Origin of the sequence: Marivibrio halodurans, assembly GCF_017963645.1 — a bacterium.
Taxonomy (GTDB): domain Bacteria; phylum Pseudomonadota; class Alphaproteobacteria; order UBA8366; family Aestuariispiraceae; genus Marivibrio; species Marivibrio halodurans.
Genome location: NZ_JAGMWN010000004.1, coordinates 127043 through 151099, shown reverse-complemented (window position 1 = coordinate 151099; position 24057 = coordinate 127043). Strand labels below are relative to the sequence as shown.

Below are 24057 nucleotides of genomic sequence, written 5' to 3'. Positions count from 1 at the left end.
CGCGCTATCCTTTCCCCATCATGCAGGACAGCTCACCGAAGGCGGTCACGGCCGCGCTCATCATCGTCGGCAACGAAATCCTCTCGGGCCGGACCCAGGACACCAATCTGAAGCATCTGGCCGAACGGCTGGGCGCGATCGGGATATCGCTGGTCGAGGCCCGCGTGATCCCGGATAAGGCGGATGTGATCACCGATACGGTGCGCGCGCTTTCCGCCCGGGTCGATTACCTCTTCACCACGGGCGGGATCGGGCCGACCCATGACGACATCACGGCGGATTGCGTGGCGGCCGCCTTCGGGCGGGCGATCGATATCCATCCGGAGGCGCGCGCGCGGCTGGAGGCGCACTATGCCACCAGCGAGCATGAGTTGAACGAGGCCCGCCTGCGCATGGCGCGCATTCCCGACGGCGCCAGCCTGATCGACAATCCGGTTTCCGTCGCGCCGGGCTTCCGGTTGGAGAACGTCTTCGTCATGGCCGGCGTGCCGCGCATCATGGCGGCGATGCTGGACGGCGTCCTGCCCACCCTCAAGGGGGGCGCCCGGGTAGAGAGCGTCACTATCCGCTGCGACCTGCCGGAGGGCACGGCGGCGGAGGGGTTGCGTCATGTCGCGGCCGATCATCCGGCGGTCGATATCGGCAGCTATCCGAAATATGGCAGCGGCGGGTTCCGGCTCTCGATCGTCGTGCGCGGCGTCGATAGCGCGGCGGTGGAGGATGCGGCCCGGGCGGTCGAGAAACTCGTCCAAGACCTCGGCGCGGCGGCGGAACGGTTCGATCCGGCGGCGGGCTGAGGGCTTTCCCGGCATCACATCCGGTCGCGCAGATGAAGCGCGATACCGACCACCAGCGCGACGGCGATCGCGACCGGCAGCATGCGCCGCCAAGGCGCATCGCCGGCGCGCCCGCGTCGCGCCAGTAGCCAGAGCAGTACGGCGCCGAGCGCGATCAGCCCATAATTCGTCCAATCCCGGTCCATGGATGAGAGCATAGCCTGGACTTTCGGGTAATTGCCAAGGTTACGCCATATTCCCGTCCTGATACCGACATTCCGGTTGGGTCTTCTGGGTGTCTCGGATGGTGGGGACGGCCAGGGTCGGATATCCGGGCGGGGCTTGAAGCGGTTCGGCTGGCGCGGTAGCAGGGGGTGCGTGCCGGTGGCGAACGGACGATCAACGCGCATCCCGGCGCATGAGACGGACCGACATGGGCGTGAGCACTAAATACACCAAACGTAAGATCAGGCTGGACCGCGGCGATACCCTTGGCGGCACGGTACCGCTCAGTTTGCGTAACCATGTCCAACCGGATGTGGGGTTCGGCGAACGGCGGTTCTCGCGGCGCCGGCGCGGTGGTTCCAACGCCGTATCCTGGATTCTGACGATCCTTCTCGCGCTCGTTCTGGCGATCGCCATCGGCCTCGCCATTGGTGCGCTCGATCAGCCGGGGCAGGGGGAAGGCGGCGGCCTGCTGCCGACGCTCAAGAGTTGGATCAATGCGTTCATGGAACGGATGCGCGGGCTTTTCCCGGGATAAGAATGTGGCGCGTGGAGGCGATGGGCCGGACGCGCTTACTTCCCTCTTCCAAAACCGGCACCGCCGATATAGCGTCCGTTCCGCCGTCGCCGCGCGCGCCGGTTGCCAAGCGGGCGTGGCGAAACTGGTAGACGCAAGCGACTTAAAATCGCTTGGGCTTTGTCCCGTGCCGGTTCGAGTCCGGCCGCCCGCACCATTTCTCCTGACGTCGAACTGGCGCTCCAGTTTTGGTTCGACATCCCTTCGGGATGGGGCACCATTTCTTCCATTTGCTTGTTCCGGTGCCACGATCGTCAAGTGGCCCGATGGTGAAGCGGATTATTGGGGCGGTTATTGCAAGCTGCTCCTGGCGAGGGCGCCGATCAGGTCGGTTCGTGTCACGATCCCGACGAGGTCGCCATCGGCCAGGATGGGAACCGCGTCGACATCGCCACTGGCCATCATCGGTAGGAGCGCTGCGACCGGGGTCGTCGGCGCGGCGCGTGGGGGCGTCGTGTTCATGAGGTCCGACGCACAAGGTGGAGGCATCGTTTCCCGGATGAGCAGGCGCCTCATCGCCGGGCGGAGGCCTCGATCAAGGCGGTGGGCTTGCGCGCCGATGCGCTCGATGAGGTGCATCTGGAAAATCACGCCGAGAAATCCGTCATGCTCCCCGACCACGGGGAGCGAGGTGAAGCCGTGCCGTCTGAACAGGTCCGCCACATGGGCAAGAGGCGCGCTCGGGTCGACCGTCACCAAATTGCGCGACATGATGTCGGCGGCTGTCATGGGGCCGGTCCCGTGCGTGGCGGCCTGCATCCCGGCCGCGCCGATCAGCCGGGCCAGGTCTTCGACACCCAGGTTGAAGGACTGGCGATAGCGCTCCAGGAGTTCCGTCAGTTCCTCCTTCGTGAGGCCGATTCGTTCCATCGGCTCGGGATCTTGCGTGCCATGCCGATTGGGGGCGTCGAACTGCCGGAACGGATAGCGCCGCCCGGTCAACCGGGCATAGGCGGCGGCGATCACGACCAATATGACGGTTCCGGTCGCGACCGGCGTGATGGCGAAGCGGAAGCCGAGATCCGCCACGGCGTCGGGGCTCATCGCGGCGGTCATCGCGACCGCGCCGGCCGGTGGATGCACCGCGCGGCACAGGATCGTGGCGGTGATCGCGAGGCCGACCGCGAGCGCGATCCGGGGAATCGGCTCCGGCACACTCAGGCAGACGGCCACGCCGACCGCCGCCGCGACGGTGTTCCCCACGATCGCCGACCAGGGTTGCGCCAAGGGGCTGTTCGGAACGGCGAACAAAAGAACCGCGCTCGCGCCGAAAGGAGCGATTAGATAGAGGCCGAGCGTCCGGTCGATAGACGGCGACAGAACGAACAACCCCGCCACGCCGAGGCCGATGAGGGCCCCAAGTCCCGCGCGGACGGCTTCGACGGGGGATGTCCGGGCAACCGCCGGACCGAGCGAGCGAGGAAAATGCTGCATGGGGGGTTCCCGACCGGGATGATCCTGGACCGTGCATTACGCACCAGCCATGCCGAGGATTTCAGCGAAACAGGGAAAAGACAATCCGAACCGCGCGACCCACCCGAACTTACCCTTGAAACCCTGATGGAAGCCCTGATCGTGGGGCGGAAACAATGCTCCACGCCGATACCGCGCGAAGCGCCGTGCCATGGCGGTAGCGCCGGGCAAGGAAATGCGACCGAATCCGCTTTCGGCCTCGCTTTCGGTTCAAGGCCTGGTTCCGGTCGGTGGGCAGGGCGGATTCCGCGGTCAGGAAATGATGCGCGCCCTTGGGTGCCGTTCGCTCAGATGTCCGCCTTCGCCACCGAGGCGGCGATCTTCGCGCCGCTGCCGCCACCGACTGCGACCGGTACCGGTGGGTTTCCGGCCGGAAAGACGGGTTTCGACGATGGGCGGTGAAGACCGCGCGCTTGAGGGTCCCGGATGGCATCGACCGACACCTTGCGCTCCGGCTTGGCGAGGCCCTGCGTATAATGGCCCTCCACCCGCGCGCCGGCGGCGACGCTCAGAACTTCGTGGCGGACATTGCCCAGGACGGTCGCGGTGGAATCGAGCGTGACCTGCACGGCCTGAATATCGCCTTTCACCGTGCCTTTCACATGCACGTTTTGCGCGATCGCCCCACCGATGAGTTCACCGGACGGCCCGATCACCAGCTTGCGGCAACGGAGATTGCCCTCCAGCCGACCGTCCAGGCTGACGTCGCATTCGCCGACGATCTCGCCGAGAACGGTCAATCCCTGTGCAATTTCCGAGACGCGCTTTGCCGTGTCATGTCGCGATGAGGAGGGTGAAGAAGAGAAAGTATCGGATTCGGTACGCTTTCTTCCGAAGATCATTTGTGGGCTTTCTCATCCGGGCGGAAGGGCGACGAACACCCTTCCTCAATTTGATCGCTATGGTACGCCACCCTTCGCCCAGCGGCAACGAAAGCCGTTTAAAATTTTAGGTAAAAACACTTAGTTCGACTACTCAGCCGCCTCCACGCGCTCTGCGCCACCCAGAGCCAGATACCGTTCCGCCTCCAACGCGGCCATGCATCCCATGCCGGCGGCGGTCACCGCCTGTCGATAGACATGGTCGGTGACGTCGCCGGCGGCATAGACGCCGGGTACATCGGTCGCGGTCGAATCGGCGGCGGTCAGGATGTAGCCGTTCGCATCCATCTTGAGCGCGTCCTTGAAGACGGCGGTCGCGGGGTCGTGGCCGATCGCGATGAACACGCCTTCGCAGGCGATGTCCGCGGTCTCGCCGCTTTTACGGTTCTTCAGGCGCGCGCCGCTGACGCCCGGCGGGTCGCCGTCGGCCAGGATCTCCTCCACCACGCTGTCCCAGATCACCTCGACCTTCGGATGGGCGAACAGGCGGTCTTGCAGGATCTTTTCCGCGCGCAATTCGTCGCGCCGATGGATCAGCGTCACCTTGCTGGCGTGATTGGTGAGATAGAGCGCTTCCTCCACCGCCGTGTTGCCGCCGCCGACGACGGCGACCTCCTTGCCCCGGAAGAAGAAGCCGTCGCAGGTGGCGCAAGCGGAGACGCCCATGCCCTGCAGGCGCTGTTCGCTCTCCAGCCCGAGCCAGCGCGCCTGCGCGCCGGTCGCGATGATCACGGAATCGGCCGTGTAGATCGTGCCGCTGTCGCCGGTGCAGCGGAAAGGACGGCCCGTGAAGTCGACCGCCGTGATCAGGTCGTAGTGGATGTCGGTACCGACATGCTCCGCCTGTTTCTGCATCTGCTCCATCAGCCAGGGGCCTTGGATCACGTCGGCGAAACCGGGATAGTTCTCCACGTCGGTCGTGATCATCAATTGGCCGCCGGGCTGCATGCCGGCGACGAGGCGGGGGGCGAGACTCGCCCGGGCGGCATAGATCGCGGCGGTATACCCGGCGGGACCGGCGCCGATGATCAGGACCTTGCTGTGGAGTTCGTCGGCCATGGGCTGGGCTCCTTCATCGGAGAGGGAAAGAGATAAGCGAGGGGGGCGGCTCTCGCGGGGTTCATATTGTCCGACTTCGTGGGTCGGGTTGGGTCTGGACGCTGTCGCGCGGGGCGCATGTGGTCCCGCCGGTTCGGTGCGCCGTCCCCTTGAAGGATAGTGGCGCGCCGGCCGGGCGCAACCCCGCCCGGGGGGCGGCGGGTTACATTCCGTCGGCGCCGACCCGCGCGAGGCGGGTGAAGCTATGGGCCGGATTGTCCCCGGCGGCCGGCCGGTCGTCGCGCGCCGTCTCCCGCCAGGCGTTTCGATCGAAATCCGGAAAGAAGGCGTCGCCTTCCGGATGGGCGTGAACCTCCGTCAGGTAAAGCCGCTCCGCGCGCGGCAGGGTCATGCGGAAGATTTCCGCCCCGCCGATAACGCTGATCTCCGGATCGTCGAGGCCGGCTGCCGAGGCATGAGCGTCCGCGCGGGCCAGCGCCGCGTCGATATCGGTGAAGATCTCGGCGCCCTCGGCCATGAAGTCGCGCTGGCGTGTCACGACGAGGTTGGGGCGCCCGGGCAGCGGCCGTCGCGGCAGGGAGTCCCAGGTCTTCCGCCCCATGACGATCGGCTTCCCCATGGTGACGGCCTTGAAATATTTCAGATCCTCCGGCAGCCGCCAGGGAAGCCCGCCATCGGCGCCGATCACGCCGTTGTCGGCAACGGCGACGACAAGGGCGACCGGATGTTCGAGCGATGCGTCGTGCGTCATGCGACCCCGTATCCAACCGCCGCCATCAGACCGCCACCGGCGCCTTGATATGCGCCTGCGGGGCGTAGTCCGCCAGCGTGAAATCGTCATGGACGAACTGGTCGAGTTCCGTGCGCGCCGGGTTCAGCGTCATGCTGGGCAGCGGCCCGGGCTTCCGCGCCAATTGCGTGTCCGCCTGCTCCAGGTGATTGAGATAGAGATGCGCGTCGCCCAGCGTGTGCACGAAGTCGCCCGGCCGATAGCCCGTCACCTGCGCCACCATCAGGGTCAGCAACGCGTAGGAGGCGATATTGAACGGCACGCCCAGGAAGATGTCGGCGCTGCGCTGATAGAGCTGGCAACTCAACCGGTCGTCCGCGACATGGAACTGGAACAGGCAGTGGCAGGGCGGCAGCGCCATGCGCTCCACATCGGCGGGGTTCCAGGCGCTGACGATGTGGCGGCGGCTGTGCGGGTGGCTGCGGATCTGGTCGACCACCTGGGCGATCTGGTCGATCGTCCGCCCGTCCGCCGCCGGCCAGGAGCGCCATTGATGGCCGTAGATCGGGCCGAGATCGCCGTTCCCGTCCGCCCATTCGTCCCAGATGCTGACTCCGTTCTGCTTCAGATAGGCGATGTTGGTATCGCCCGCGAGGAACCAGAGCAGCTCGTGGATGATGGAGCGCAGATGCAGCTTCTTCGTCGTCAGCAGCGGGAAGCCCTCGGCGAGGTCGAAGCGCATCTGCCAGCCGAAGACGGAGCGCGTGCCCGTGCCGGTCCGGTCGCTCTTCAGCGCGCCGTGGTCCTTCACATGCCGGAGGAGGTCGAGATATTGCCGCATGCGCTCTTTCTAGGGCGAGTCCCGGGCGGGAGTCCACCGGGCTTCGCGCCCTGACTCGCGGCGCCCGGATTTCCGGGGATTCACGAAAAATCCAACGAAAATTAACGCGAATGTGACGGGGGTCACCTTCGATCACCTCCATTCGACTGTAGGGTGATGTCGATGGGCGCGCGCGTCCGGCCCGAATCGGCCCGAATCGTAAGGAAACCCCGATGATCCTGGTGGACTACAGCAATTATCTGGAACAGCAGGCGCAATATGCGCGCTGCCTGTCGCGGATGGCCGTCCATGCCCGCGATCAGCGGGAAAAGGAACGGGCCGCGCGATTGGGCGATGCCGCCGGGGAGGCCTATACGCGCCTGTGGCGCATGCGCGAGCGCGAGGTCACCATAGGCTGATACCCGCCACGGCCCGCCGCGTGCCGGATCGACATCGGGGCCAAGGGCGGGAGCAGGCGCGCGGTCGGGATCAGATCGAGCTTTCCTCGTCCCGCAACCCCGCCGCCCGGGCCAGCGTTCGCCGCGCCCAGGCGGGCTGGGTCGGGTCGATCTCCGCATGCTCCGCGAAGGCGAGCAGATCGGGCTCGTGGTTCAGCAGGAAATCCAGCAACCCCATCTGGAAGGTCGGGTCGCCCAGGCGCTCGCGCAGCTCCCCCGGCCCGATCCCGCTCAAGGCCAGGAAGCGGCCCAGCCGGTCCTCGTCCTCCGCGACGAAGCGCATGGCCTGCAGGGCGATGGTCTCGGCGGTATCGCGGTTCATGAACTGTCCCTTCCGCACTGTCCGGTTTGGCCCCATTCGCGTGCCGGGGGGCGAGTTGCGTCTTGCCGTGCGTCGGCCTATGTAGTGCCCAGCCGCCGGTGCGGAAAGACCTTCCTCGATCCGGTCCCGCACCGGACTTTCCTGGGATGCCCCGGCACGAGAAAGGCAGGAGACCGCCCAAATGCAGCTTTCCAACCCCAAACTCTTCCGCGAGCAGGCCTTCGTCGCCGGCAAGTGGACCGATTCCGATAACGGCGCGACCTTCAAGGTCACCAACCCGGCGACGGGCGAGGTGCTGGCCAATGTCGCCAATTGCGGCGCCGCCGAGACCCGCCGCGCGATCGAGGCCGCGAACGAGGCCTGGCCCGCCTGGCGCGCCAAGACCGCGAAGGAACGCGCCCAGATCCTGCGCCGCCTGTTCGACCTGATCATGGCGAACCAGCGCGATCTGGCCATGATCATGACGATGGAGCAGGGCAAGCCGCTGCAGGAATCCATGGGCGAGGTGGTCTATGGCGCCTCCTTCTTCGAATGGTTCGGCGAGGAGGCGAAGCGCGTCTATGGCGACACCATCCCGGCGCACCGGGCGGATAGCCGCATCGTCACGGTGAAGGAGCCGATCGGCGTCACCGCCGGCATCACGCCGTGGAATTTCCCGCTGGCGATGATCACGCGCAAGGCCTCGCCCGCGCTCGCCGCCGGCTGCCCGATGGTGATCAAGCCGGCCGAGGCGACGCCGCTCACCGCGCTGGCGCTCTGCGTGCTGGGCGAGGAGGCGGGCATCCCCGCCGGCGTCCTTTCCGTCGTCACCGGCGACAAGGCGGCCGATATCGGCGGCGAGATGACCGGCAACCCGATCGTGCGCAAGATCGGCTTCACCGGCTCCACCCCGGTCGGCAAGCTGCTGATGAAGCAGGCCTCCGACACGGTGAAGAAGGTCAGCCTGGAACTCGGCGGCAACGCGCCCTTCATCGTCTTCGACGACGCCGATATCGAAAGCGCGCTGCCGGGCGCCATCGCCTGCAAGTTCCGCAATGCCGGCCAGACCTGCGTGTGCGCCAACCGCATCCTGGTGCAGGACGGCATCTACGACAAATTCGTCGACCGCCTGAAGGCCGAGGTCGCCAAGATGAAGGTCGGCAACGGCATGGAGGACGGCGTCACCATCGGCCCGCTGATCGACGAACGCGCGATCGCCAAGGTGACGGAACTGGTCGGCGGCGCGAAATCGGCCGGCGCCAAGCCGACCGTCGGCGGCGATCCGCACGAACTGGGCGGGAACTTCTACAGCCCCACCGTGCTGGAGAACGTCACCACCGACATGGATATCCTCAATAACGAGATCTTCGGCCCGGTGGCGCCCATCGTGCGCTTCAAGGACGAGGCGGACGCGATCCGCATCGCCAACGACACGCCCTTCGGGCTGGCCGCCTATTTCTATGCCCGCGACATCGGCCGCGTCTGGCGCGTGTCCGAAGGGCTGGAATACGGCATGGTCGGCATCAACACCGGCATCCTCTCCACCGAGGTCGCCCCCTTCGGCGGCGTCAAGGAATCCGGCATCGGCCGCGAAGGCTCGAAATACGGCATCGAGGAATGGATGGAGATCAAGTATCTCTGCATGGGGGATATCTGATCGCCGCGACGGACTAATTCTCGATAGCCCGCGCGTGGCCCCTATTTAGGGGCGGCGCCGCGAACGAATGAAACAGACTATGCAGCCGTAGGTGTTCCTGCGGCTGCATTTTTTTGTAATGGAGGCGGTTCAAATTCAAAGGAGTGTGAAATAGCGCTCAACATCGGAAACTGTCTTTAGATATTGAATCCCATATGTGGCTGCGTTTGGAAATGCTACTGCACGTAATGTCGCGCAAGCCGACTGTGAGACGTATCGATAAGGTATACTCAAATGAGCCATGATTAAAAATTATAGATTGAAACCAATGCACTTCTTTATGCATAATGCTGTTGGCGCGTTTTACTTTATGTGGATAAAGACGCCACCGAATAGGCCATCAAACTATTTGAGGAAATCGAATGATAGTGGATTATAGAATCGAGTATAAAATGCCATTTTCTTTAAAAATTGACGTCGAAAGCTCAATTTTAATCAATGAGAAAAGAGCGCACGTCCGGCTAAGAACCAATCGAAAAAGAGAAACAACATTTCCCGGCCTTTCTGAGGCGAAGAATGCATTCCTGGAGAATGATGATACGAACCATTTCGAGTATACAGAAGTTACCCTGTTTTTTAGTGACGAAGTGCCAGACAAAAAAACAGAGAGAATCACTTATAAAATGAAATTTATAAATGATTTTGTTTTAAAAGTATCAAATCACCTTATTGATTGCGCAAGGATTTGTTTAGAAGACTATGTTTTGCAACCTCTTTCAGAGTCATGGCAGTTGGGTCCGTTAAATATATCGACTAAGACTCCTGACAGCGAAAGCTACCGGAAAGGTAGCGTTTCTGCTATGTTTCCTGGCGGAGGCATTAGTAATTTTAGAAAACCATACTCCACTGAACAGTGTAACTTTTTCAAATCATGCATTGAATCAGGTTATAACTTTCCACTTTCAACACGAATATTAGCAGATGCAAATCATTATGTTCTTAAGAACAATTTTTTAATGGCATCAGCGAATTTATCCCTGGGATTTGAAGTGTATTTAAACGAAACTATTCGTTCAACTGCTAAAAAACGTAAAATTCCAGAAGAAAAATTCAACAGTGGGAAGCATTTACAATGAATAAAATTGCGTCTTCTGCATTCAAAGATGTGTTTGGGAGCGGAATTGAGAGTAAAGAATTTTGGGGTGAGGATACCGTGAAGGGATACAGAATATTGAATAAAATAAGGAATACGGTTCTTCATTCTGCAACGCTTATTGTGAGCGTTGATGAAGAGATTAAACTAAATTTGAACAAAAGTTCCGATATCCAATATGCTTTTGAAATACTTGATTTCATAATAAAAACTATCAGCGAAAGAGCAGATGACATCACTTGATTTTTCTCCATTTTTACCCCGCCTGTCAGGACCAAGGTTGTCCAGTAAGGTGTTATTCCAGTTATGCCTACAACATCACTCATTAAAACCTTTATCTTATGGCGCTTTTATTTCAGGGGAAGCCTTAGGGAGGCAGGCCTTTAACGGAAGAAACTCGCCGCCTAGCACTACCTTGTTGTGACGAATTTGTGCCAGCCTAGGACGGCCTTGATCGGATTTATCTGGTCTTGTGCCAGAGATGCCCGCGACAGCACCCTGATAAGCCATTGATATTACTTGCTCTCGTTTCTAGAGCGGTCCCTCTCACGGCGGAAACAAAGTCATATGGGTAATGCCGTAGGCGCTAGGTTGGTGCTTTGTCACTGGCCTGATGCGCGGCAAAGTCAGCAAATCGCACAACTTCACGCACTGGCTTGGTCCTGCACCGTACCGATCTGTACCAAATTCTGATGGACGGTGTTTTGGAGGGATCGGTCATGTGATGGGGGAGGTCCGAAACAAAAAAGCCCGCGCCCCTCCTCGGAGGGCGCGGGCTTTTTCGTGGGGTGCCGCGGGCCTTGGGGTCGCGGGGACCGGATCAGCGGCCGAGGGGGCGGCCGGTTTCGACGACGCGGTCGATCTCGCTGCGCGCGATGCCGAGGTCGGCGAGGTCGTGGTCGCTCAACCGGTGCAGTTCGGCGCGGGCGCGCTGCAGGCGGCGGGCGTGCCGGACGCGGGCGACCAGGTCGGAGACCAGGGTGACGGCGGGCGCGCGACCGATGGCGCGGCCGGTGGGGGCGAGGGCTTCATTGAGGCTCATGGGACCAACTCCGTTTCATCTCGTTTTATGGCAGTGTAACTGCCCTATTAGATAGGCAGTGCGCCACCGCCATGCTTGCATGCCCCCCCTGCGGCGCCTGCATGGGGGCGCCTGCATGGGGGGCGCCTGCATGGGGCGGCGCCTGCATGGGGCGGCGCCGGCATGGGCGCGCGGGGCGGACGGCTTGCCCCGGCCGGCTGGGAAGGCTACCTCCGGGGCACGCCGCCGGGCTTCGGCCCGGCCCTTCGACCCTTCGAGGAGATTCCGCATGACCTCCTATCGTTTCAGCCTGCATGAGGACCGCATCGCCCCCGGCGGGTGGGTCGAGATCGCGACCCCGGCGGCGAACCGCGTGATCTATTGCGTGGAGGGGTCGCTCGGCGTGGGGGGCGGCAGCCTGGGCGACCTCGACCCCGTGGCGCGCGACGAGGCGGCGCTCGCCATGGGGCTCACCCGGATGGAGACGGGGCATGACGGCGCGCTCGTCCTGCGCTGGGAACTGGCCCCGGCCGACCAGCCGGAGGAGGTCGAGGAGGCGGGCTGCACCACCGGCCTTCTGATGGAACGCACCATCGAGTTGCCGGAGGAGGAGGAACGCCTGATGCGCCTCGACGCCGTGGCGTTGGAGGCGGGGGCGGAGGACCCGACCCACATCATCCCGGGGCCGAGCCTGCGGGTCCTGGCGAGCGGCGCGGTCTCCGTCGCGCTGGGCCAGCGGACGACGCCGCACCGGCCGGGCGGCGCCTGGTTCGTCAAGGAGGGCGAGGAGGCGGTCGTCACGGCCGAGGATACCGAGCCCGCCCTGACCTTCCGCGTCGCCATCCTGCCGACGAGCCTAAAGGGCGAGAGCGCCCTTTTCTATGCCGAGAAGGGCGGCGGCGACGGCCCGCCACCCGCCCGCGTCTATGTCGACCGGGAAATCGCGCTTTAGGGGCGCGAACAGGGGGAGGCGGAAGCGCGCGGGCGGGCATGCTATAACCCCACCCCATGCGCGCGCCGCCCGATAACCCGCCCCCCAACGACCCGTCCAAGGGCACCGATCTCGGCCCCTGTCCGATCTGCGGGCGGGCGATGATCGCGGGGCCGTCGGTGGACCGCCATCACTGGATTCCACGCAAGGAGGGTGGGCGGCACTGGGACTGGCTGCATCGGCTGTGCCACAAGAAGCTGCACAGCCTGCATGACGAGAAGACGCTGGCGCGCGACCTGCCCGACGCGCGAAGCGCCCGCGCCGATCCGGAGATCGCGAAATTCATCAAATGGGCGCGCAAGCAACCGCCCGAGGCGATGGGCCGCCACGCCAAGCCCAAGCGCCGCCGCAAGCGATAGAGGCGGCGTGGGCGCGCCCGTCCCGCCATCAGCCGCCCGCCATCAGCCGCCCGCCATCAGCCGCCCGCCGTCAGCCGCCCGCCATCAGCCACCCGCCTTGAAGCGCTTGCGGCGCGCGCGCTTGATCAGCCACATCGACACGCCCGTGATCGCGAACAGCAACGGCAGAAGCCCGGAGACGAAGACCAGCGCCCGCCAGACCGGGCCGAGCCCCCGGCCCTCGTGCAAGGGGCGTTGCCAGGCCTCTATGGTCCGGGCGGCGTCGAAGCGGCGCGGATCCTCGATCGCCAGCACGTCGGCCGTCCAGGGGTCGAGGGAGACGGTCACCGACGGCGCGCCGTCGGCCGCGCCGGGCAGGGCCAGCCAGGCCCGCGTCGGCTGGCCCGGGCGAAACGGCGCCATGGCGCGCCACAGACGGCCCTCCGGAACCGCCGCCTGGGCGCTCTCGGCGAGGCGGCCGAGGTCGAGCGGCGGCGCGCCCTCCACCGCCTCGATCGGGGTGAGGGGCGGGGCGAGGGGCGATGTGCTCTCCACCGATCCGCTGGTCACGGCGGAGACGGCGGCGGTCAGGGTCCGGGGGAAGGCGATATAGACGCCGGTGACGCTTACCACCATGAAGACGATCAGCGACCAGAAGCCGACGGCGCCATGCAGGTCGCGATGCAGGCGAAGGCCGCGCGCCCCGCGCTTGATCGTCAGCGCCTGCCGCCATTGCCCGCGTTTCGGCCACCAGATGACGAGGCCGCTGATCCCGAGGATCACCATGCCGACGCCCAGCCAGCCGATGACCGGGCGCCCCGCGCCGCCGATCAGCGCATGGCCGTGAATGCGGTGCATCAGGGTGGTGAGCGCGCTGCGCCCGCCGCCACCTCCATCGCCGTCATCCAGGATGGCGAGGGTGGCCGGGTCGATCGCCATGTCCACCATGCGCGGGTCGCGGAAATTGGCGTCCGCCGGGCCGACGCGCACGCGCGCGGCCTCGCCCGGCGCATCCGGCATGAAGAGGAGCGTCGCGGCCGCGCCGTCGGGGGCGGCCGCCAGGGCCGCGGCGACGATCTCCCCCGCCGGGCGGGGCGGTCCGTCGGTGGCGGTGACGCTCCCCCCGCCGGCCAGCAGCGCGTCGAAGCTCTCGTGATAGACGAGATAACTGCCGCTCACCCCCAGGAGGATGAAGGGGATGCAGAACCCGACGCCGATCCAAAGATGCAGGTCGGCCAGGAACCGCCGAGTGCGGGCCGGAAGGGCATCGGCCTTCCGCCGGGGGCGGCGTTTCATTGTCGGGGTGGTGGTGGTCCGGCTCGACATCATCAAGGCTCCGCCCAGCGCCGCAGCAGGTTGTGATAGGTCGCGGTCAGGCGCGGCAGGCTTTCATGATCCGGGAAATCCCGGCCGAGGCTCTGGATCGCCTGATCCATCTCGAAAAGCAGGGACCGCTGCCCCACGTCGCGCACCAGGCTCTGCATCCAGAAGAAGGAGGCGGTGCGCGCGCCGCGCGTCACCGGCGTCACATGATGCAGGCTGCTCGCCGGATAGAGGATCATGTCGCCCGCCGGCAATTTCACGCCGTGGGTGCCGTAGGTGTCCTCGACCACCAGGTCGCCGCCGTCGTAATCCTCCGGCTCGCTCAGAAAGAGGGTGGCCGACAGGTCGGTGCGGATGCGCCCGACATGCGGGTTCTGGCGGATCGCGTTGTCGACGTGATTGCCGAAGGCCTGGCCGCCCGCGTAGCGGTTGAAGAGCGGCGGGAATATCCGTTGCGGCAGGGCGGCGGAGATGAAGAGCGGGTTTCGGTTGAGCGCCGCGACGATCAACTCGCCGACCCGGCGCGCGGCCGGGTGCTCCTCCGGAATCTGTTGGTTGTCCTTGACCCGCGCGGAATGGTGCCCGGCCGTGACCCGGCCGTCGACCCAATCGGCGGCATCCAGCGCGGCGCGGACCTGGGCCAGTTGATCGGGGGTAAGAACCCGGGGGATACGCACCATCATGGTCGGTCGGGAACTCCCGCGCGAGCCCCCGGGACGCGCGGGGCGCCCCGGGAATCGTCGCTAGGCTAGAAGGTGAAGTCGGTGGACAGCACGACGGAGCGGCCCGGGGCCACGGTCGCGAAATGCGTCACATACGGCTTGTCGTAATATTTCTTGTCGAGGATGTTCTCGACATTGAGCCGCAGGTCGGCATTCTCCGTGATCGAATAGCGGGCCATCCCGTCGAAACGCCAGTAATCCGGCACCTCCACCGTGTTGCCGGTGTTGCCGAAGCGGCTGGACATATAGGTGGCGCCGCCGCCGAGGGTCCAATCGTCGAGCAGGTCATAGGTCGACCAGATGCTCAGGCTGTGCGTGGGAACATTGGGGATCTCGTTACCGTCGTCGGTGGCGTTGGGACCGTCATCGACGATCTCGCTGTCGAGGAAGGTATAGCCGCCGAAGACGTGCCAACGCTCCGTGATGTCGCCGGAGACGCCCAGTTCGAACCCATCGACGCGCTGTTCGCCGCCCAGCACCTGATTGGCGCCACGTCCCGGGGCGGTGGCGATCCGGGCGTTGGTCTTCTCGGTACGGAAGATCGCGGCGGTGACGGCGAGCTGCTCGTCGAACAGATCCCACTTCGTCCCGACCTCGTAGCTGCGGGATTCCTCCGGATCGAGATTCTCGTTTGAGGAGCCGAGATTGTCGCGGCCTTCCCCGGCCGTCGTGCCCGACGGGTCGGAGGAGGTGCCGTAATTGACATAGACGCTGCCGTTCGGCGCGGGCTTATAGACGACGCCCGCCTGATAGTTGATGAAGTCGGTATCGTTGCTGCCGTTATAGGGGCCGCCGCGCCCACCGCTGCTTTCCGCCTCGGTGCGGTACTTGTCGTAGCGCAGGCCGAGATTGACGAGCCATTGCGGGTCGATCTCGATCGTATCGAAGGCATAGATCGACATGGTGTCGACGCTGGTCTGCGAGGACCCCGTCGAGGGGGCGATGGAGCCGGCCCAGGGATCGCCCGGATCGGGGTCGAACAGGCTGGTGCAGTTATAGCCGGAGGAGGCGCCGATGCCGGTGACGGAGCAATCCCGGTTGCCTGTGTCGACGCTGTAGTTCCGGTTCTTGCTGTCCTCGCGGCTGAGTTCGATGCCGGTATTGAAGCTGTGGCCGAGCCCGCCGGTGTCGAAATCGCCCGACAACTCGGTCTGGTTGGTGATCACGGTCGTATCCGCGTTGCGGCTCTTGATCGCGCGCCAGACCGTGCCGTTCGCGACATTGCCCGCGCTGTCGTCCGGGTTGGTGACGATATAATCATTCTCCGACCAGCTAAACCGGGTGACGTTGCGAACGGTGAGGGCATCGTCGATATCGTGCTCGATCTCGACTTGCGCGGCATCCGTCTGGGTTTCCTGGAAGTCGCGGTTGGTCAGGCCGTAGAAATTCTCCTGATCGACATCGACGGGCCGGCCGGTCGCTTGGTCATAGGGATGACCGTAATCCGGCATGTCGTCGGTCTGGAGGTGATAGAGGCTAATCGTGGCGCGCGTCGGCTGGCCGAGACCGAGCGAGAGCGACGGCGCGAAGCCGATGCTGCTGGTCTCCACCTCGTCGCGTCCGGCGACCTCGGTTTCTTCCCACATCAGGTTGACGCGCATCGCGGCGTTGTCGGTGAAGGCGTAGTTGCCGTCCAACTCGGTCCGGCCGCGCAGCGGATAGCCGGCCGAGACGCTGCCCGCGACGAAGTTGTCCGCCTGGGCTTTCTTGGTGACGAGATTCAGGCTGCCGCCGGTCGAACCGCGCCCGGCATAGGCGGAGCCCGGGCCCTTGATCACCTCGACCTGCTCCAGATTGAACATGTCGCGGGTCTGGGAGCCGGTATCGCGCATGCCGTCGATATAGATGTTCCCTTCGGAGGCGAAGCCGCGGATATTCGGCAGATCGGCGTTCGGAACGCCGCCCTCGCCGGCGCCCAGCGTGATGCCCGGCGTCGTGCGCAGCACATCGTCCAGGCTGTCCGCGTTGCGCTCCTGCATCACCTGCTTGGGAATGACGGTGACCGACTTCGGCGTGTTCACCAGGGGGGCCGTGAACTTGTCCGACGCGGAATTGTCCGTCTTATAGTCGTCGTCGCGCACGCCCTCGACGGCGATGGTCGGGAGTTCCATCACCTCTGACCCGGTATTCGCGGCCTCGCCCGATTGGGCGTGGGCGGGCAGGCTCAAAAGGACATATAAGGCGGCGCCGAGCGCCGTCCCCGTCATCAGGCGTTGCGCGAATCCGTCCGATTGGACGCGGCGCGCGGGCAGGCTGGGTATCATGACTCACCCTTTCGATAGCGTCGTGAATGGAAATCCACTGGCTGGCTACCGACCCGCGCGGCGGGCGTTGGGTGGCTGGCTAGGACATGGGCTCCAGGGCACGCCCCTGGACGGCGGTCGATCCTATTTCGTCAGGATCAGCTTATCGTTGCTCGTCAGGCGGAGACGGTACTCGATATCCTTGTGGATGATCCGTACCTCTCCCTGCGGCCCCAGCAAATCACGCGCATCGACGCGTTGAATGGCCCGCTCCCGCGAACTGTGCGACGTGTGATCGATGTCTTGCATTTTCCCCCGACCGGCGTTGCCGGTCCAACTCTCGACGACATCCAAGCCCCTTATACAAGCGCGGAAATGCGACTGCAAGTAATTCGCAATCGCTTACAAGTTCCGCTTCTTCCAAACTGTTGTGCCCGGGCGGGAGCCGGGGGGCTCCGCCAGGGGGAATGGAGATGCCCGACATGCCCGCGTCACGGGCTATTTGAATGACTTCAGGGGTTTTCCACCCGCCCGCGCTTCAGGTCCTTGAGCGCGGCGAGCGCCGCGTTCCGGCCCGGAATGCCGGAGACCCCGCCGCCCGGATGCGCGCCGGAACCGCAGAGATAGAGCCCGCCGAGCGGCATGCGGTGATCGGCATATCCCGCCGCCGGGCGCAGGCTGTAGATCTGGTCGAGCGCGAGTTTTCCATGGAAGATATCGCCCCCCACCATGTTGAGCCGACGTTCGATATCCAGGGGAGAGTGGATTTGCCGTCCGACGATCGCCCCCTTCAGGTTCGGGCAATAGGCGGCGACGGTGTCGACGATCCCGTCGGCGACCGTCTCGCGCACATCGTCCCAGCTTCGCCCGTCCGGCAGATGGCGGCGGAAATGCTGGCAGAACAGGCTCATGACGTGGTGCCCCTCCGGCGCCAGCGTGGGATCGCTGATCGAGGGGATGCACATGGAGACGATCGGCGCCTTGGCCCAGCCGTCGCGCCGCGCGTCGTCATGGGCCGCCTGCAGATAGGGCAGGGACGGGCAGATATCGATCGTGTTCTGCATCGCCGTCAGGCCGGTATCGTCGTGCGGCACGGTGTCGAATTTCGGTAGTTCCGAAAGCGCCAGGTTCATCCGGAAGGTCGCGCTTTCCGAGCGCCAGTGACCGACCTTGGCGCGGAAGGCGTCCGGCGCCTCCTCCAACGGCAGAAGTTGGCCATAGAGGATTCGCGGGTGGCAGTTCGCGGCGACCACCGGCGCCTCGATCCGCCGCCCGTCGGCCAATAGGACACCGGTCGTCCGGCCGCCCTTGCGCGTGATCTCGACCACCTCGGCCTCGGTCTCGATCACGGCGCCCTTGGCGCGCGCGAAGCCCGCCATCGCCTGGGTGATCGCGCCCATGCCGCCCTTGGCATAGGCCCAGGCGCCGGTCTGCCCGTCGATCTGGCCGAAAACGTGATGCAGCAGGACATAGGCCGTCCCCTGCTCGTACGGGCCCTGGAAATTGCCGATCACGCCCTCGAAACCGAACAGGCCCTTGATCGGGTCGCTTTCGAACCAGCGGTCCAGAAAATCGCCGATCGACATGGTCATCAGTTCGGCGAGCGTCGCCTGATCCTCGACCGTTAGCTTGCGCATCCGGTTGGCGGTGCCCAGCAGGGTCATCAGATCGCCGATGCCGCCGCCGAAATTGGGCGGCGGTTCCGCCGCCAAGGCGCGGACCAGATCGCCGAAGCGCTCCAGCATGTCCTCGAAGGCCTGGAAGCGCCCCGCGTCCTTCTCCGAGAAACGGGCGAGTGCCGCGCGCGCCGCCGCCGGGTCGCGCGGCAGGTACATGTGATCGCCGTCGAGCACCTGCAGGCTGCCGCCCGGACGCTTGATAAGCTCCAGCCCGTGATCCTTGAGCGCGAGATCGCGGATCACGCGCGCGTCCAGAAGGCTCACCAGATAGGAGAAGACGGAATTGCGATAGCCCGGATGGAATTCCTCCGTCAGCGCGGCGCCGCCGATATGACCCGCGCGTTCGACCACATGTACCTTCAGCCCCGCGCGCGCCAGATAGCCGGCGCAGGCGAGCCCGTTATGCCCCGCCCCGATGACGATCGCGTCCGCCTGCTGGGTCGTCATGGCTGTCCCCCTGCCGTCGATGAATGCGCCTTGCGTCTTCTAGCGCTTGCGCCCCGCTTGGAAAAGCGGGGGCGCATTCCGGCGGAGGACCCGTTGCGGGATGCGTCGCGGATCTGCCCAGGATGTGGCCGGATTTCCGATCCGGGATTTGGCGGCCCCGAGTACGGTGCGCGCATCTGCATTTTCGGTTAACCTCGTCATCGCGCGATCGCGTTACCCGCCCATCGGCCGGGCCGTGCGCGTACTCCCTTTTCAAGAAGATCGAGGATGGCACATGGGCGAGCACATGTTCGTCGTGACCGGCGGCCCCGGCTCCGGGAAAAGCAGCGTGATCGCGGAGGTGGCGCGGCAAGGCTATAGGAGCATGCCGGAGGCCGGTCGGGCGATCATCCAATATCAGATGGCGATAGGGGGCACGGCCTTGCCCTGGTCGGATCGGGCCATGTTCGCGGAGCTCATGCTGGCGTGGGATCTGCGCTCCCATCATGAGGCCTCGGCCTTCGAGGCGCCTGTTCTGATGGATCGCGGCATACCCGATGTCGTCGGCTATCTCACGCTATGCGGGCTGCCCGTTCCGGATCATGTCGAGGCGGCGGCGCGTCTTCATCCCTACAATGAACTTGTCTTTCTCGCGCCATATTGGGACGCGATCTTCTCGCAGGATGCCGAGCGCAAGCAGGACCGGCGGGAGGCCGAGGCGACCGGCCGAGTGATGGCCGAAACCTACAGCCGGCTTGGCTATCGGATCGTCGAACTGCCATTGGTGGGGATCGAGGCGCGCGCCGAATTCATCCTCGCGCGGTTGCGGGGTTATTGACCGCGCCCGCGCCCTTGAAAGCCATGTTGCGATGCGACATCTGAAAGGAGCGCAATGGTCCCGTCCCAGGGGCCTAGGCCGGAATTTAGGCAGTGACTTAGGCAGTGACTCAGGCAAGGGAGCGTGAACATGCCCGACGGCGGAGAACCCCGCGCGGTTCAGGTCGTGGAAAGTCTCGGCACGATCGACCGCGCCGAATGGGATGCCTGCGCCGGGTCCGAGAATCCCTTCGTCTGCCATGATTTCCTGAATGCGCTGGAGGAGAGCGGGTCCGTCTGTCCCGAGACCGGCTGGCTGCCGCAGCATCTGTTGCTGCGCGACGACACGGGCCGGCTGGAGGGGGCGGCGATCTGTTACCTCAAGGGGCACAGCATGGGCGAATATGTCTTCGACTATGGCTGGGCCCATGCCTATGAGCGCGCGGGCGGACGCTATTACCCGAAGCTGTTATCGGCCATACCCTTCACGCCGGTGACGGGCCCCCGGCTGCTGGCCGCGGCCGCCACGGACCGCGCGGGCGTACAGGCGACCTTGGCCGCCGGGCTCGTGGAACTGACGGAACGTCACGGCGTTTCCAGCCTGCATGTCAATTTCCTGCCGCCCGATCAGGCGGAGGTGCTGGCGGCGGCCGGCTTCCTGATCCGCAAGGGACATCAGTTCCATTGGCGCAATGACGGCTACCGGGATTTCGACGACTTCCTGGAAGCGCTGTCCTCGCGCAAGCGCAAGGCAATCCGCAAGGAACGCCGTCAGGTGGCGGAAGCCGGCCTTACGATCGAGGCCCTGACGGGCGATGACCTGAAACCCCATCATTGGGATGTCTTCTACCGCTTCTATGTCGATACCTACGATCGGAAATGGGGCGACCCCTATCTGACGCGCCCCTTCTTCGATCTGCTGCAGGAGCGGATGCGCGAGCGTGTCGTGCTGATGATGGCCTATCGGGACGGAGACCCGGTCGCGGGCGCGCTAAACCTGAAGGGAAGCGAGGCGCTGTTCGGCCGCAATTGGGGCTGTGTCGGGGACTTCAAGTTCCTGCATTTCGAACTGTGCTACTATCGCGCCATCGATTTCGCGATCGCCCATGGGCTCGCCCGGGTCGAGGCCGGCACCCAGGGGGAGCATAAGATTCAGCGCGGCTATCTGCCGGTGGAGACGCGTTCGGCCCATCTCCTGCCTAACCCGTCCTTTCGCGAGGCGGTCGCGCGTTTCCTGGAGGGGGAGACCGGCCAGGAAGACCATATCCGGGACCTGCTGGCCCGCCACTCTCCCTATAAGCAGGGGTAAGTCTCGTCTCCGCGGCCCCCGCTTGCCGATCGAAGCGGCCGTCGGCTAAAACGGGGCGGGATTCTCGGTGGGGGGCGCGTGGCGATGTCGGACGAACCATCTTTGATTCTGCTCGATCCGTTGGGCGGCGTCGCGGATGAAATCGACGGATTGTTGCGACCCTTCGGGTATCGCGTGACTGCGATCGCAGATGCCACCGCGCTGGGGGCGTGTGTCGGGCGGGATTCCCCGAGCCATGTCATCGTCCGCCTGCGTGGCGGGAAGGAGGACGGCGCCGTCCTGGACGCCGTGCGCGATCTCGCCGCCGCGTCCGGCCCCGCCGTCACCGTGATCGCCGACGATGCCTCTATGCGCGCGCGCATAGAGGCGGTTCGCGCCGGGGTGGAGGCCTATCTAACGCCGCCGCTCGACGCGCTCGGTCTGGTCGAGCGTCTGGAGAGCCTGAAGCGTGGCGTCCGGGCCGATCCCTATCGCGTGATGATCGTCGATGACGACGTGACCATGGCGAAATATTACGATGCCGTCCTGCGCGCGGCCGGTATGCAGGTAATGGTGCTGAACGACCCGATGAAGGTCATACGGTATCTGGCGGACTTCCGCCCCGAATTGATCCTGATGGATCATTACATGCCGGAGATTCAGGGACGCGAACTCGCCGCGGTGATCCGCCAGGAGGCGGCGTTCGACTCGATTCCCATCGTCTTCCTCTCCGCCGAGGATGACGCCACGATCCAACAGCGCGTGATGGGGATCGGCGGCGATGATTTCCTGACCAAATCGATTCGCGCCGACAACCTCGTCAGCGCGGTAGCCAATCGCGCCCGCCGCTTCCGGGCGTTGCGGGCCACGATGCTGCGCGACAGCCTGACCGGGCTGCTCAACCATACCGCCATGAAGGAACGGTTGGCGGCCGATCTCGCCCGGATGAAGCGAACCGACCGGCCGCTGACGCTCTGCATCCTCGATCTCGATCATTTCAAGTTGGTCAACGATACCTATGGGCACCCGGCGGGGGATCGGGTGCTCCGCGCGCTGGCGCATCTATTGAAGCAGAGGCTGCGCGTCTCGGACGTCATCGGGCGCTATGGCGGGGAGGAATTCGCGATCGCCTTGCCGGACACGTCGGTTGAGCAGGCCTTGCCGGTCCTGGACGAAATCCGCGTGGCCTTCGCCGAGATGCCACAACATCACGAGGGCGGTACCTTCCACGTGACCTTCTCCGCCGGGCTCGCCGCCTTTCCGCGATCGGAGGATAGCGCACGTCTTACCGATGCGGCCGACCGCGCGCTCTATCGGGCCAAGGCCGCCGGTCGCGACCGGGTGGTGCCGGCCGGCGCCGTGGAATATGGCTCGCGCGATGCCATGCACGACCATGACGGGATGCGCGCGCTTTGAGCCGTAGTGGCGCGATCGCGGTTCGCGGCCGGGGGATGTCTCCGCCGCTCACTCGTGCCGCGCCCGCAATTCGCGGCGTATGATCTTGCCGGTCGCCGTCATCGGCAGGCTATCCACGAAGGCGACGATGCGCGGGTATTCGTGCGCGGCGAGCTTGGTGCGGACATGCGCCTTGATCGCCTCCGCCAGTTCGTCGGAGGGGAGGTGCCCCGGCGCCGGCACGATGAAGGCCTTGATCGCCTGGGTCCGCACCGGGTCCGGCACGCCGACGACCGCCGCCATGGCGACGGCGGGATGAGCCATCAGGCAATCCTCGATCTCGCCCGGGCCGACGCGGTAGCCGGCGGTGGTGATGACGTCGTCGTCCCGTCCGACATACCAGAAATAGCCGTCGTCGTCGCGCCGGCCCGTATCGCCGGTCAGCAGCCAATCGCCCGCGAACTTGGCGCGCGTCGCGGCCGCGTTGTTCCAATAGCCGAGGAACATCACCGGGTCCGGCGCCTTGACGGCGATATTGCCGTCCTGACCGTCGGGCAGTTCGCGTCCCTCCGCGTCCACGATGCCGACCCGGTGGCCCGGCACCGCGCGTCCCATGGAGCCCGGACGCACATCCATCAGCCCCGCGCAGTTGGAGAGCACGAGATTGCATTCGGTCTGACCATAGAACTCGTTGATCGTCAGACCGAAGGTCTCCCGCCCCCAGGCCAGCAGTTCCTCGCCCAGGGTTTCCCCGCCGCTGCCGATGGAGCGCATCCTATAGCCGTGGCGCGCCGGGTCGGGCACCTGACGCATCAGCTTCAGGGCGGTCGGCGGCATGAAGGCGTTGCGCACCCCGAAATCGGCGAGGACGCGGAACGCCTCCTCCGGGTCGAACTTTCCCGCGCGATGGGCCAGGACGGGCACGCCGTGATGCAGGCTCGGCAGGAGGACGTCGATCAGCCCGCCGATCCAGGCCCAATCCGCCGGCGTCCAGAACAGGTCGCCCTCGGCCGGGAAGAATTCCTGCGGCAGTTCCACCCCCGGCAAATGCCCCAGCAATACGCGGTGCCCATGCAGCGCCCCCTTGGGCTGTCCCGTCGTGCCGGAGGTGAAGATGATCAGCGCCGGATCGTCCGGCCCGGTATCGACCGGCGTGAAGCGGTCGGAGGCGCGCGCCATCAGGGCGTGGAAATCCTCCGCTCCGTCTCCCGCTCCATCTACCGACAATACGAGGTCGAGATCCGGCAGCCGGTCCCGGATCGCCGCGATCTTCGGCAGGCTGGCCGCGTCGGTGACCAGCGCGCGGGCACCGCAGGCCTTGAGCCGGTATTCCAGCGCTTCCTCCCCGAACAGCGTGAAGAGCGGTACCGCCACCATCCCCGCCTTGTAGACGCCCAGATGGGTGAAGGCCGTCTCCGGCGCCTGCGGCAGCAGGACCGCCACCCGGTCGCCGCGCGCGATCCCCTTCGCCGTCAACAGATTGGCCACCCGGTTCGAGGCGTTGGAGAGGTCCCCGAACCTATACCGCGTCACCGATCCGTCGCCGGCGCGGTAGATCAAGGCGAGGCGGTCGGGCGCATGCTTGTCGGAGCAGTCGACGCCGATATTGTAGCGCTCCGGAATCGTCCATCGGAAACCGTCGCGGAGGGCGCGATAGTCGGCGGCGCGGGTCAGCATGGGGCGTTTCCTCAAATCCTGTTTCGGGGAAGCCTATGCGTGGGGCGGC

The 24057-nt window shown here is 65.0% G+C and carries 25 protein-coding genes and 1 tRNA gene; 12 read left to right on the top strand and 14 right to left on the bottom strand.

Annotated features, from left to right (window positions below; genetic code table 11):
* Window positions 1–20 precede the first annotated feature (20 nt).
* Window positions 21–797: a competence/damage-inducible protein A gene (locus KAJ83_RS10000; RefSeq protein WP_210681926.1), complete on the top strand. Its 777-nt coding sequence runs from the start codon at window positions 21–23 to the stop codon at window positions 795–797.
* Window positions 798–811: 14 nt separating this feature from the next.
* Here KAJ83_RS10000 and KAJ83_RS09995 read toward each other — a convergent pair whose 3' ends face one another.
* Window positions 812–982 (bottom strand): hypothetical protein, encoded by a 171-nt coding sequence (locus tag KAJ83_RS09995; RefSeq protein WP_210681925.1) that lies wholly within the window; start codon window positions 980–982, stop codon window positions 812–814.
* A gap of 212 nt (window positions 983–1194) precedes the next feature.
* Here KAJ83_RS09995 and KAJ83_RS09990 point away from each other — a divergent pair, with 212 nt between their 5' ends.
* Both KAJ83_RS09990 and KAJ83_RS09985 read left to right on the top strand, forming a co-directional pair.
* A complete protein-coding gene (locus KAJ83_RS09990) occupies window positions 1195–1539 on the top strand; it encodes a hypothetical protein (RefSeq protein WP_210681924.1) in 345 nt (114 codons plus the stop codon).
* Window positions 1540–1648: 109 nt separating this feature from the next.
* Window positions 1649–1735 (top strand) — tRNA-Leu (locus KAJ83_RS09985).
* Window positions 1736–1869: 134 nt separating this feature from the next.
* On the opposite strand, the gene KAJ83_RS09980 is transcribed toward KAJ83_RS09985, so the two are convergent.
* From KAJ83_RS09980 to KAJ83_RS09960, 5 genes are all read right to left on the bottom strand, one after another.
* Window positions 1870–3012 (bottom strand): HPP family protein, encoded by a 1143-nt coding sequence (locus tag KAJ83_RS09980; protein ID WP_210681923.1) that lies wholly within the window; start codon window positions 3010–3012, stop codon window positions 1870–1872.
* Window positions 3013–3338: 326 nt separating this feature from the next.
* On the bottom strand, window positions 3339–3791 hold the full coding sequence (locus KAJ83_RS09975) for a bactofilin family protein (RefSeq protein ID WP_210681922.1): 453 nt from the start codon (window positions 3789–3791) through the stop codon (window positions 3339–3341).
* 231 nt (window positions 3792–4022) lie between these two features.
* A complete protein-coding gene (trxB, locus tag KAJ83_RS09970) occupies window positions 4023–4991 on the bottom strand; it encodes a thioredoxin-disulfide reductase (protein ID WP_210681921.1) in 969 nt (322 codons plus the stop codon).
* A gap of 202 nt (window positions 4992–5193) precedes the next feature.
* Window positions 5194–5742, bottom strand: a complete 549-nt coding sequence (locus tag KAJ83_RS09965; RefSeq protein WP_210681920.1) for a dihydrofolate reductase — start codon at window positions 5740–5742, stop codon at window positions 5194–5196.
* Between the two features lie 25 nt (window positions 5743–5767).
* The gene (locus KAJ83_RS09960; protein WP_210681919.1) at window positions 5768–6562 is read right to left on the bottom strand and encodes a thymidylate synthase; all 795 of its coding nucleotides are present in this window, start codon (window positions 6560–6562) and stop codon (window positions 5768–5770) included.
* A 212-nt stretch (window positions 6563–6774) separates the two neighbouring features.
* On the opposite strand from KAJ83_RS09960, the gene KAJ83_RS09955 reads away from it, so the two are divergent.
* Window positions 6775–6960 carry a hypothetical protein gene (locus KAJ83_RS09955; RefSeq protein WP_210681918.1) on the top strand — a complete coding sequence of 62 codons (186 nt, stop codon included), beginning with the start codon at window positions 6775–6777 and terminating at the stop codon, window positions 6958–6960.
* A 70-nt stretch (window positions 6961–7030) separates the two neighbouring features.
* On the opposite strand, the gene KAJ83_RS09950 is transcribed toward KAJ83_RS09955, so the two are convergent.
* Window positions 7031–7321: a DUF3572 domain-containing protein gene (locus KAJ83_RS09950; RefSeq protein WP_210681917.1), complete on the bottom strand. Its 291-nt coding sequence runs from the start codon at window positions 7319–7321 to the stop codon at window positions 7031–7033.
* 181 nt (window positions 7322–7502) lie between these two features.
* Between KAJ83_RS09950 and KAJ83_RS09945 the strand changes: the two genes are divergently transcribed.
* The 3 genes from KAJ83_RS09945 to KAJ83_RS09935 all read left to right on the top strand — a co-directional run bounded on the left by KAJ83_RS09945 (window position 7503) and on the right by KAJ83_RS09935 (window position 10332).
* A complete protein-coding gene (locus KAJ83_RS09945; protein ID WP_210681916.1) occupies window positions 7503–8957 on the top strand; it encodes an NAD-dependent succinate-semialdehyde dehydrogenase in 1455 nt (484 codons plus the stop codon).
* A 407-nt stretch (window positions 8958–9364) separates the two neighbouring features.
* Window positions 9365–10072 carry a hypothetical protein gene (locus KAJ83_RS09940; protein ID WP_210681915.1) on the top strand — a complete coding sequence of 236 codons (708 nt, stop codon included), beginning with the start codon at window positions 9365–9367 and terminating at the stop codon, window positions 10070–10072.
* Window positions 10069–10332: a hypothetical protein gene (locus KAJ83_RS09935; protein WP_210681914.1), complete on the top strand. Its 264-nt coding sequence runs from the start codon at window positions 10069–10071 to the stop codon at window positions 10330–10332. Before KAJ83_RS09940 ends, KAJ83_RS09935 begins: the two co-directional genes overlap by 4 nt.
* A 577-nt stretch (window positions 10333–10909) precedes the next feature.
* Here KAJ83_RS09935 and KAJ83_RS09930 read toward each other — a convergent pair.
* A complete protein-coding gene (locus tag KAJ83_RS09930; RefSeq protein ID WP_210681913.1) occupies window positions 10910–11131 on the bottom strand; it encodes a DUF1127 domain-containing protein in 222 nt (73 codons plus the stop codon).
* A 268-nt stretch (window positions 11132–11399) separates the two neighbouring features.
* Between KAJ83_RS09930 and KAJ83_RS09925 the strand changes: the two genes are divergently transcribed.
* Window positions 11400–12062: a hypothetical protein gene (locus KAJ83_RS09925; RefSeq protein ID WP_210681912.1), complete on the top strand. Its 663-nt coding sequence runs from the start codon at window positions 11400–11402 to the stop codon at window positions 12060–12062.
* Between the two features lie 56 nt (window positions 12063–12118).
* On the top strand, window positions 12119–12460 hold the full coding sequence (locus KAJ83_RS09920; protein WP_246484428.1) for an HNH endonuclease: 342 nt from the start codon (window positions 12119–12121) through the stop codon (window positions 12458–12460).
* A gap of 84 nt (window positions 12461–12544) precedes the next feature.
* Here KAJ83_RS09920 and KAJ83_RS09915 read toward each other — a convergent pair whose 3' ends face one another.
* The 5 genes from KAJ83_RS09915 to KAJ83_RS09895 form a co-directional block, all read right to left on the bottom strand.
* A complete protein-coding gene (locus tag KAJ83_RS09915; RefSeq protein ID WP_210681911.1) occupies window positions 12545–13768 on the bottom strand; it encodes a PepSY-associated TM helix domain-containing protein in 1224 nt (407 codons plus the stop codon).
* On the bottom strand, window positions 13768–14445 hold the full coding sequence (locus KAJ83_RS09910; protein WP_210681910.1) for a Fe2+-dependent dioxygenase: 678 nt from the start codon (window positions 14443–14445) through the stop codon (window positions 13768–13770). The genes KAJ83_RS09915 and KAJ83_RS09910 overlap by 1 nt, the downstream gene beginning before the upstream one ends.
* Before the next feature lie 65 nt (window positions 14446–14510).
* Complete coding sequence (locus KAJ83_RS09905; protein WP_210681909.1) at window positions 14511–16748, bottom strand: TonB-dependent receptor; 2238 nt, start codon at window positions 16746–16748, stop codon at window positions 14511–14513.
* Window positions 16749–16871: 123 nt separating this feature from the next.
* Window positions 16872–17036 carry a hemin uptake protein HemP gene (hemP, locus tag KAJ83_RS09900; RefSeq protein WP_210681908.1) on the bottom strand — a complete coding sequence of 55 codons (165 nt, stop codon included), beginning with the start codon at window positions 17034–17036 and terminating at the stop codon, window positions 16872–16874.
* A 203-nt stretch (window positions 17037–17239) separates the two neighbouring features.
* Window positions 17240–18853, bottom strand: a complete 1614-nt coding sequence (locus KAJ83_RS09895; RefSeq protein ID WP_210681907.1) for a phytoene desaturase family protein — start codon at window positions 18851–18853, stop codon at window positions 17240–17242.
* 274 nt (window positions 18854–19127) lie between these two features.
* Between KAJ83_RS09895 and KAJ83_RS09890 the strand changes: the two genes are divergently transcribed.
* From KAJ83_RS09890 to KAJ83_RS09880, 3 genes are all read left to right on the top strand, one after another.
* A complete protein-coding gene (locus tag KAJ83_RS09890; RefSeq protein WP_246484427.1) occupies window positions 19128–19670 on the top strand; it encodes an AAA family ATPase in 543 nt (180 codons plus the stop codon).
* A 129-nt stretch (window positions 19671–19799) separates the two neighbouring features.
* Window positions 19800–20957 carry a GNAT family N-acetyltransferase gene (locus tag KAJ83_RS09885; protein ID WP_210681906.1) on the top strand — a complete coding sequence of 386 codons (1158 nt, stop codon included), beginning with the start codon at window positions 19800–19802 and terminating at the stop codon, window positions 20955–20957.
* Window positions 20958–21041: 84 nt separating this feature from the next.
* Window positions 21042–22352, top strand: coding sequence for a diguanylate cyclase (locus KAJ83_RS09880; RefSeq protein ID WP_210681905.1), 1311 nt, complete (start codon window positions 21042–21044; stop codon window positions 22350–22352).
* Window positions 22353–22400: 48 nt separating this feature from the next.
* Here KAJ83_RS09880 and KAJ83_RS09875 read toward each other — a convergent pair whose 3' ends face one another.
* Window positions 22401–24008: an acyl-CoA synthetase gene (locus KAJ83_RS09875; RefSeq protein WP_210681904.1), complete on the bottom strand. Its 1608-nt coding sequence runs from the start codon at window positions 24006–24008 to the stop codon at window positions 22401–22403.
* Window positions 24009–24057 lie beyond the last annotated feature (49 nt).